Here is an 8,070-nt window from a genome sequence, read left to right on the forward strand (position 1 = left end):
CAAAAAAAGGCCAAATATGACTGGAACCTGTCCAATCTGGTCGCATTCATCAGAATGAATATCTTCGTGAAAATAAACATCTGGCAATGGATAGATGATCCCTTTCTCAGGCCGCCTATAAAAGGAAAAAAGGGACAGCTAAAGATCTTCGCAGATTGAAAAATAGGGGTCAATATCGAAATGATGAAAAAAGCTATGCTTGTACCACAGAAATCCAATCCTAAAATTTATTTAGGACACATATGATATGGTATAATTTTTTGAAGTCCTCGCTATGCATATTTCGTTCATTTATTATCATGATTAAATTATCTGTTGCCTGAAGTTTTATGGTTCTGAATTTAAAATATTTTTTCTCCTTACTAAATAACTTTATGATATTAAACGGATTCCAAAAGTGATTCATATCAATCACTTTTTTTGTATATCTGGTTATATGACACATATTTAAATCCTTTCGATATAATCCACCTAAGTTTACTTTGGTAAGTGTATCTCCAGATATTTCGAAGTGCTCAAATCTCCAAACGCCTGTAAATATGATGAGCCCACAGCAAGTCTCCCAAATTATTCCTAACAGAGAAATAGAATACTTAGAAATTATTATTGGGAATATAGCAATACAACCAAAAAGAAGAATAAGTATAGGAAATGTATGATCACAGCGCAACTTGATATTCTTTTTATCCATGAGAAATTGCTGTTTTATTTTTCCGATTTAAAAATAGCGTATAATGGGATATCGTAATACCGGCCATCTTTCTTTAAATGTTGTTTTAACAGGGCCTCTTTTTTCATTCCTATTTTTTCCATGACTTTTCCCGATGCTGGATTATGGGGGAAGTAGGTCGCAAAGATTTTGTTAAAGTTTAATTCTTTAAATCCAAAATCAATGATTGCTTTTGCAGCTTCAGTGACATAACCTTTATTCCAGTAAGGAATAGCTATCCAGTATCCCAATTCAGCCTTATCCGAGCCTTCATCATGCAGACCAATAGCTCCGATCAGTTTTTTATCTTTATTCCGAATAGCAAAAGTGAATCCTTTACGATTGGCAAATGCTTCTTCCGCTAATTTAAGCCAGTATTCAGCATCCTCCTTTCGGTAGGGATAGGGGATATTTGATGTGAAGTCTGAATAGACCTTGTCTTGCAGATAGTCTACAATCTGTGGAATATCAGTCGTTTCTATTGCGTTAAGAATAAGTCGTTCTGTCTCTAATTGTGGGAAATCTTTCATCTGATTAAGTCTTCAGTATGGCTAAAATGAAATTAGGGGTTACTTAGTTTTTATAAATGTAGGAAAGTTTTATGAGATTCTTTTCCATATATTTTTTCGGGTGTAATAACTATAAATTCCAGTAATTGCGATTAGGATCAAAGTTATCAATAAGCCTATATATACATTGAAGAACATATGGACCAGTGTAAAACCAATGAGTCCAATTAGGCTTTCTAAAAAAGCTTCCTTTATACGGGACGGAGGATTTGAGTTCTCAAGGTATCTGGTATACTCTTCTACAATTGGTCGATCGGTATCGGTCCAATCAAAATGCGATAGTTCTGCGGAGGAGACCCATATTGCTTGGACATATTCTAGCATGGCAACTTCGCCAGAGGAAAAGGTGCAGAGAACAGGATAGCGACAAACTGCCGGACTTTTATGGCCTTGTTGCGTCATCTCTAAGGGCCTTCCGACAAGGATATCTATACTTAGCTCTTCCCTGATTTTGAGCGACAAATTTGCTTTCGTTGGCAGGTGGGACTCGGTTATGCGACCAGGAAATTCCCACTTTAAGGCATGCGTCACCGATGGCGGGCGCTGACAAATGAGTACCTTATCGTCCTTCCTTATAATCGCACAAGTCAAATAATGCATAACGGTTTAAAGATAGACATTAGGAACTAGATTCTTTACTTTCAATTTGATGACTTTCAAACAGCTCGATGCGGCCTTCAATAATCAACAAATAAAAGTTTTCAAAACAATCCTGATAGATCTTTTGTTCCAATGATTTTATTTCTTCAAAGAGACGTTCCTTCGCTACTGCAGCGTAACATAGCTCATTTTTTGATGTTGTCATCGTTTCTTGACAGGGGGTGTCGTGAAGCTGTTTGTACAGGTCGCCTAAATCTGAAATGTCTTCACTGCGGTGGTAGGAGGGATGAAACCATACCCAAAAGTCTTCTTGATTTTTATAGGGATGCGGTAATAATTGAACGCATGTATTTCTGAATAGATCTCCCGGATGCTTTTTATAACGGAAATGAGTGGCTGTGGTCTTTAAACTATTCATAAAGTTAATTTGTTTGTAGGTTTACAAAAAATAATTCAAGAATAAAGATGTCATCTTAAATATAGGTATTTTTTTTAGTATTAAAAATTTACAGTTGACGTTAGCGCTAATTAGATCGCGATAGGATACAGAATACCACAGTCACAAAGCTGCACTCGAGCTGCTCCGCTAAAAAATGTAAATCGTATTCATTTTATGTTATCATCCCCAGAGCATTTTGATGAGAACGGATATTGTGAATACGAATAATCCGATATAGAATATGTTTGTCCCATGTTTTCTGTCATGATCTGAATAGGAAAATATCCGTTCGCCATTCGGTAGGCTCTTTCTGGAACTAAACAACATATAGCCGATTGCAATTCCTAAAAGTCCACCTAGAAGGGCTGAAATATAGCCAAAAATAACCCAATACTTCTGCTGCGGTTCCGGTTCCCGTAGTTGCATGAGCCGTTCCTGTTTCAAAAGATCTAGCGTTTCCTGATCAATCTCTTTCCCTCTTTTTAATAAAATTTCTCTAGCCAGTGCGTAGTCTAATTTGTTCCATTCATCGGGTTTTTGAAGAATTTCTAAGAGCTCTTGGTCGGAAAACTGATACAGATAATGGTCGTCTTCAACCAAGGGGAGAGACTGCATTTCCTGCTCTTCTAAAATAGATTCTGCATTTGCAAAATTGGCAGGATCTATTTGAATCTCATATTGAAATCCAACCGTGTTTCCAGAAAATGTAATATCCACAGGGGGGACATTATCTGCCAACCGCGTTGTTACACCTTTTTCCGAAAGTAGTTTATGACATTCTTGTGCTTCTTCTAAACTAGAGAACCTTTTTAACACGATATATGTATCCATGTGATCAATTATTTTTTAGTCCCTGTATTTATGATCATTTGACAGTCCAATGCTGTATGCAATCTTGGCTATTTGCCGTAACACCGCAAAATCGGACGTGAATGGTTAAATAATGGATTAATTATGTAGTGTCTTTTTTGTATAAAGTTAATAAAGCCGGTTTGATACTTTTCAGCTTAAAGGTAGTAAAATCAAATTCTATTTTATAGAAACAAAAATAGAATCCCAGCTAAAAGATGAAGAAACATTTGATTCATCACATTTTTGCTGGTATTCGTCACATTTTTCTGTTTTATGTTTTTAAGATAAATTTAATACTTTTGTAGCAATAGATCATTAGTATTGTCAATTTTTAAAATTTAAAGTCATGTAATGCATTGTCGATATTTAGGAAGAAAGTAAACAACGGGATTTACCCGGTTTGTTTACCCTACACCTATGTCTTCAATTTTATTAGTATGGATTTAAATTTTAAAAATGGAATCAACAAAATATGGTCGTACCTATCATTTCCCATTTTCGCCAGGGACAAGCAGCGACGATCGTTTTAATCAACATTATTGGAAGGATATACAATCTTTCCATAAATTGTTATTTACAGAAAAATTAGATGGTGAAAATAATTGCCTTTCACGGCGTGGAGTATTTGCACGATCCCATGCAGCTCCGACCACGTCGCCATGGACGGCTCAGCTTCGGGAGCATTGGTCTAGATTAAAAAACGATCTGGATGATTTAGAGTTTTTTGGTGAAAATCTTTATGCTGTGCATTCTATCGAATATGTGCAACTTGAGCACTATTATTATGTTTTTGCTGCTCGAATTAAAGATCAGTGGCTTTCATGGGAAGAAGTTACTTTTTATGCCAGTTTATTTGATTTGCCTACTGTACCTGTTTTAAAACTTGAAATTGTAAAGGGTTTGACTGAGTTGGAACTTCGGCGTTCAGTCGAAAATTTGGCCATGCAGTCTTCTAAATTTGGATCGGTTGACCCTAAAACTGGAGAAGCATGTACGATGGAGGGGGTAGTCTGCAGAAATGCTGATGCGTATACTGTCAGTGAATTTCAGCACAATGTTTTTAAATATGTTAGAAAAGGACATGTCCAGACCGACGAACATTGGACAAAATCATGGCGAAGAACAAAAATGATTTGGGAAAGGAGGGATTTCTAATGGAATGGACAATAGCAGTAAATAAGAATTGGTCGGCTTTAGAGAAGCAATTTTCTTGGGTCAGGGATATGGAACAGGTACAACAAGACCCTTTACATCATGCCGAAGGGAATGTCGCGATTCATACCCAAATGGTATTACAGCAGCTGGAAGGATTGCCTGAATACCGGAATCTGGATTATCAAAAGCAGGAGCTCCTCTGGGCTTCCGCTTTATTGCATGATGTCGAGAAGAGATCAACGACAATTGTCGCTGCAGATGGTCGTATCAGCTCTCCAAATCATGCCAAAAGAGGAGCACAGACCGCACGGGAGATTTTATTTCGTGATGTGGAGACCCCTTTTGCATTACGGGAGGAAATTGTCGCATTGGTACGCTATCATGGGTTGCCATTGTGGTTGATGGAAAAAGTCGATCCAATGAAAAGCGCCTTGGAGGCGTCATTGAGTGTCAATATGGGCCAACTTAAGTTGTTGGCCGAAGCAGATGCTAAAGGAAGGTACTGTGCCGATTTGGATGCTTTGCTCTACGCATTGGATATGTTCGAACTGTATAGTAAAGAGATTGGCTGCTGGGATGCCACACGTTCTTTTTTGTCCGAAAATGCACGATTTACATATTTTAATGGAAACAATAGCTATGTTGATTATGTGCCTTTTGATACATTCAAATCCACCGTGACTGTACTTTCAGGTTTGCCGGGAATGGGCAAAGATTATCAGATTTTAGCGATGAATACTGACCTCCCTGTTATTAGTTTGGATGACATCAGACGCAAATATCGCATTGATCCTACTGATAAAAAGAGAAACGGATGGGTTGTACAGGAAGCAAAAGAGCAGGCAAAAAAATACTTACGCTGTGGACAGGATTTTATCTGGAATGCCACCAATATAACTTCCCAGATGCGAAAACAATTGATCGATCTTTTTGTCAGCTATCAAGCTTATGTGAAATTGTTATACGTTGAAAAACCCTATAAGATTTGGCGCGCGCAGAATAGCGATAGAGAGTACCCACTACCAGAAACTGTCTTGGATAAAATGCTTCATAATTTGGAAGTTCCCCAGTTAACAGAAGCCCATGAGGTTATCTATATTACCGCGTAGATGGTTTTTTACGGTTGAACCGCTAATATTTTTGAATTGATTTGAAGAATTAAATAAAGTACTAAATCTCAAAATTTTGCGTTTTTATAGCAAGGATATTTTCTGATGTAACCGTGTTAGATATAATAAATGCGAATCAGCCCACTTATATGGATAAGGGGCTGATTTTTTTTAGACTACCTTTTTTTGGGGAACGCCGATGTACAGCTACATTTTTAGTCGCTGTAGCAACAGAGCCATAAGCTCCTTTTCTTTGATATCGATGACATCTATGTCGATCCAAAAAGATGCAGGTTTTGTTGATAGATTACAGTCAATAAAGCTTAATAAATGAATTAGACGGCTTGTTTTTTCTTTTCTTAGCGATGAAAGGTCATTTAGTTTTATAAAAATAGAATTTGTCCGATATAAACCAGTAACAAAATAATCGATATCCGTCCATGGGATTTGCTTCGGTTTCAATATGCTGTTGTTTAGTAATATATGCTCATCTATAATGAGTGCGGCCTCTCCTCTTCGATAGCGGTTTAACTGTTGTAGTCTAAGATAAAAAACCGATGCGGCCACGAGTACCCATATCGTCGAGGTTAGTTTAATAATAAAATCATAGTATAACCAGGCATATAACCCAATGACTACTGGAAGAAAACATAGCAGCATGCTAATGATAATTTTTCCTTTGCTAAAATTAATTTTGATCATTGCTTTCTCTTTTTTCAAAAAGTACAAACTCTGCAAAAAATGGAGCCTGCCATTTTCATCATAGCTCCAATCTGTTAATCATATTATTGGAGTACCTGTTATAAAGGTAGGGGGTAAAAGCCATTGAAACTATTCCGATTTATGAATCGTGCTTGTTGAATGATTATTCGTATTACTTGAATTTATCTTGTCATCCCTTCCGTATTGAGCTTAATTGAAATGGTACCGCGTTTCTTTTTTTTGATAAAATGAATGAGTAGCTTTGTTTGTACAATAAATTGATGGACTGTTGGAAGAACTTAGAGAACATTTGAAGAAATTTATCGATATCGATCCGATTGAATTAGAGGAAATATTGAGTTACTTTAACATGAAATCGGTCGCGAAAAAAGAAAACATACTGGAAGAAGGTCAGGTTTGCAAATATCATTTTTTTGTATTGAAAGGTGTTTTACGTAAATTCTTTGTCAATGAAAAAGGTGTTGAACAAACAACTGAATTCGCTATAGAAAATTGGTGGATGACAGATAATATGGCTTTCGAACATAAGCTTGTCACTTCGTTTTACATTCAGGCGGTGGAAAAGTCCGATGTGGTTTATATCAGCCAAGAAAATCAGGAAAAATTGCTCGCGGCATTTCCTGTCATGGAACGATATTTTCGCTTTGTGTACCAAAGAGCATATGCTGCGGCACAAATGCGGGTTAAGTACCTATTTTCGTTATCCAAAGAGGAATTTTACCATGATATGCGCCGTAAATATCCCCAATTTGTCCAACGTGTTCCGCAATACCTCATTGCCTCATACCTGGGGTTCACACCAGAATATTTAAGTGAAATCCGAAAAAAAATAAACTTCTGAAAAACCTGCTAAAATCTTACTGTAATTACAGGTTAATAGCATTGGTCTGAATCTGCAATACGGAAGGGTTGAATTTGAAATTGAATGTTGTGTTCGTTAGCATAAGCTTTAGCTAATTTCTCGAATTTTTCCATTGCCTTTTCTTCCGAAACTGCAAAACAATGCAGGTTTAATTCCAGCGGTTTCTCAGAGGTTGCTGGATCGATGCGCAGTTGCTCAACTTCAGAGAGGACGACGGCAAAAGAAGTTTTACAGATCTCAACTTCTAAATGCGGCCCCATTAATTGAGATGAAATGCTATAATAAGAATCGTTATTTTGGATTTCTTCCTGAAAGGGATCTAAATAAGTCGTAACAATAGATCGATAACCATATTTAGCATTACCAAAAAAGTGATCAATATATTCCTGTGCTTTTTCATATGTTGAGAAGACACCTTCCAGATTGGTGAATAAATCTGGATCTTCTTTTACTTCTTTTGAAACTACTGTATATACCTTAATGGGGTTGGTTGTCATATTTTATATGCTACTGTTTGTACATTAAGTAAAAGTAAGTTTTTCTGCAAAAAAACTAATTTAGACTTTTGTCTATGAGCGATTCTAAGATAAAATCCTCGTTTTAAAATAAAAAATTTCCTTTGTTAACTTGTAGCCTGTTTAGAGCAGGTGTTTGTGCTTTAAAGTTGTATATAATTTTCGTATTCTCCAAATTTTTTACTGATTGTTTTTATTTGCTTTTCCAATATCACTTGCGTCCTAAACGTTTAAAAAGTGGCGGTGTTTGGATATAGCAAAGTTGCTATATTTAAATTGCAAAATTATAACACACCGCCATGATAAATTTAAATGTTTTTAGTCAGATTTTATCTCTTATCGACCGCGAATTATTCAAAGATTTGGTTTCAAAGCACAAAAGTGACAAACATCAGAAAGGGATCAACAGCTGGACGCATCTAGTCAGTATGCTTTTCTGTCATTTTTCCTCGGCAGATTCGGTTCGTGATATTAGTAACGGTCTACGCAGTACCACTGGTAATCTGAACCACTTAGGTGTAGTAAGAGCTCCAAGTA

The 8,070-nt window shown here is 36.5% G+C and carries 10 protein-coding genes; 4 read left to right on the plus strand and 6 right to left on the minus strand.

The genetic code is table 11. The annotated features are described in order from the left end of the window. Window positions 1-705 precede the first annotated feature (705 nt). The 4 genes from IQ31_RS26975 to IQ31_RS26990 form a co-directional block, all read right to left on the minus strand. The gene (locus tag IQ31_RS26975) at window positions 706-1,239 is read right to left on the minus strand and encodes a GNAT family N-acetyltransferase (protein ID WP_088160915.1); all 534 of its coding nucleotides are present in this window, start codon (window positions 1,237-1,239) and stop codon (window positions 706-708) included. Between the two features lie 69 nt (window positions 1,240-1,308). After that, a complete protein-coding gene (locus tag IQ31_RS26980; protein ID WP_088160916.1) occupies window positions 1,309-1,878 on the minus strand; it encodes an NUDIX hydrolase in 570 nt (189 codons plus the stop codon). A gap of 19 nt (window positions 1,879-1,897) precedes the next feature. Beyond that, the gene (locus tag IQ31_RS26985; RefSeq protein WP_088160917.1) at window positions 1,898-2,296 is read right to left on the minus strand and encodes a hypothetical protein; all 399 of its coding nucleotides are present in this window, start codon (window positions 2,294-2,296) and stop codon (window positions 1,898-1,900) included. A 201-nt stretch (window positions 2,297-2,497) separates the two neighbouring features. Next, window positions 2,498-3,148: a hypothetical protein gene (locus IQ31_RS26990; RefSeq protein ID WP_088160918.1), complete on the minus strand. Its 651-nt coding sequence runs from the start codon at window positions 3,146-3,148 to the stop codon at window positions 2,498-2,500. Window positions 3,149-3,625: 477 nt separating this feature from the next. Between IQ31_RS26990 and IQ31_RS26995 the strand changes: the two genes are divergently transcribed. Further along, window positions 3,626-4,324 (plus strand): RNA ligase family protein, encoded by a 699-nt coding sequence (locus IQ31_RS26995; protein WP_088160919.1) that lies wholly within the window; start codon window positions 3,626-3,628, stop codon window positions 4,322-4,324. Beyond that, entirely contained in the window at window positions 4,282-5,433 is a 1,152-nt protein-coding gene (locus IQ31_RS27000; RefSeq protein ID WP_232475734.1) for an AAA family ATPase, read from the plus strand. Before IQ31_RS26995 ends, IQ31_RS27000 begins: the two co-directional genes overlap by 43 nt. 207 nt (window positions 5,434-5,640) lie before the next feature. Here IQ31_RS27000 and IQ31_RS27005 read toward each other — a convergent pair whose 3' ends face one another. Further along, the gene (locus IQ31_RS27005; protein WP_088160921.1) at window positions 5,641-6,135 is read right to left on the minus strand and encodes an STM3941 family protein; all 495 of its coding nucleotides are present in this window, start codon (window positions 6,133-6,135) and stop codon (window positions 5,641-5,643) included. 289 nt (window positions 6,136-6,424) lie between these two features. Here IQ31_RS27005 and IQ31_RS27010 point away from each other — a divergent pair, with 289 nt between their 5' ends. Further along, the gene (locus IQ31_RS27010) at window positions 6,425-6,997 is read left to right on the plus strand and encodes a Crp/Fnr family transcriptional regulator (RefSeq protein ID WP_232475735.1); all 573 of its coding nucleotides are present in this window, start codon (window positions 6,425-6,427) and stop codon (window positions 6,995-6,997) included. Between the two features lie 32 nt (window positions 6,998-7,029). Here the strand turns inward: IQ31_RS27010 and IQ31_RS27015 are convergent, their stop codons facing one another. Continuing rightward, complete coding sequence (locus tag IQ31_RS27015; protein WP_088160923.1) at window positions 7,030-7,515, minus strand: hypothetical protein; 486 nt, start codon at window positions 7,513-7,515, stop codon at window positions 7,030-7,032. Between the two features lie 317 nt (window positions 7,516-7,832). Here IQ31_RS27015 and IQ31_RS27020 point away from each other — a divergent pair. Then, the coding region (locus IQ31_RS27020; RefSeq protein ID WP_145331447.1) for a DUF4372 domain-containing protein at window positions 7,833-8,070 on the plus strand (238 nt) is incomplete at its 3' end.

This window comes from Sphingobacterium siyangense, assembly GCF_007830445.1.
GTDB lineage: Bacteria > Bacteroidota > Bacteroidia > Sphingobacteriales > Sphingobacteriaceae > Sphingobacterium > Sphingobacterium siyangense.